The 1,217-nt window shown below is 68.8% G+C and carries 1 protein-coding gene and 2 pseudogenes; 2 read left to right on the top strand and 1 reads right to left on the bottom strand.

What is annotated here, in order from left to right; genetic code table 11:
- Nucleotides 1-54: 54 nt before the first annotated feature.
- Nucleotides 55-204, top strand: a pseudogene (locus EVS83_RS16275) (EF-hand domain-containing protein); the annotation flags it as partial.
- Nucleotides 205-231: 27 nt separating this feature from the next.
- Nucleotides 232-552: pseudogene (locus tag EVS83_RS16270) on the top strand (calcium-binding protein); the annotation flags it as partial.
- Nucleotides 553-684: 132 nt separating this feature from the next.
- On the opposite strand, the gene EVS83_RS15760 reads toward EVS83_RS16270, so the two are convergent.
- Nucleotides 685-1,217, bottom strand: a 533-nt coding sequence (locus EVS83_RS15760; RefSeq protein ID WP_166636939.1) for a hypothetical protein, incomplete at its 5' end; no start/stop codon positions are given.

The raw sequence follows: 1,217 nt of genomic DNA, 5'->3' as shown, positions 1-1,217 counted from the left end.
GACAAGAACAAGGACGGCCGCATCGACGCGTCCGAGCGTCCGCACCACGACGGCATGCACGGCGGCCGCGCAGGCGGCTGGAAGAAGCTCGATGCCAACAACGACGGCGCGATCGACCGCAGCGAAGCGGCCAAGGTCCCGCAGTTCGCGGCGAAGTTCGACCAGCTCGACAAGAACAAGGACGGCCGCATCGACGCGTCGGAGCGTCCGCAGTGGGGCGGCCGTGACGGCATGCGTCACGGCGGCGGCTTCGCCAAGCTCGACGCCAACGGCGACGGCGTGATCGATCGCGCCGAAGCCGCGAAGGTGCCGCAGTTCGCACAGAAGTTCGACACGTTCGACACGAACAAGGACGGCCGCATCGACGCGAACGAGCGTCCGAAGCACGAAGGCCGTGGCGGTCTCGCCAAGCTCGATGCCGACAAGGACGGTCGCCTGAGCCGCGCCGAAGCCGCGAACTCGCCGTTCGCTGCGAAGTTCAACGAGGTCGACGCGAACAAGGACGGCTTCGTCGACCGCGAGGAAATGCGCGCCGCGTTCAAGCGCATGCATCCGCAGCGCGGCAACGGCGTCGGCTCGGGCGGCACCGGCCGCTCCTGATTTCCCCAACCTTGCACGACCTTGGCCCGCGTTCTCCGACGCGGGCCAATTTTTTGGTGCGCGACGAAGCGCGACCGACGCGTGTTACGGCGCGACGACCTTGAGCGTCTTCGTCACCTGCCACACGCCGTTGACGCGCCTGACCTCGAGCGTCTTGTACTTCGCCCACATGCGGTGGTGATAGGCGCTGTACTCGATCGTGCCGGCGTCGGGCGCGGTGGGGCGGAAATGATCGACGTCGACCATCGTCGCCTTCTTCTTCGACGGCGGATGCACCGAGCCGGTGTCTTCGTCGGCGATGCGCTCGCAGTGCGACGCGGGCACCAGCGTCAGGCCGGGACGCGGACGCAGCGCATCGCGCACTTCGCGCGGCGCGTCGGCGCGATCGACGGCGAGGCAGGCGACCGGTGTGTCGATGTCCGGCAATTCCTTTTGCAGAACCGCCTGCGCGATCGGCGTCAGTGTCGCCGCCACGCGGCCGTCGAACGGACCCGGCGCGAGTTGGGGCGGCGCCGGCGTGCGGCCCGCGCGGAGGAACGCCATCACCACCACGATCACCATGCCGAACAGCAGCGCGACCTTGATCTTCGTCGCGCGTCGCTGCGCCGGCGTGCGCG

Origin of the sequence: Cognatilysobacter terrigena, from assembly GCF_004361065.1 — a bacterium.
Taxonomy (GTDB): Bacteria; Pseudomonadota; Gammaproteobacteria; order Xanthomonadales; family Xanthomonadaceae; genus Cognatilysobacter; species Cognatilysobacter terrigena.
The sequence above is the reverse complement of the archived record's forward strand: the minus strand, read 5'-3'. Positions and strand labels throughout refer to the sequence as shown.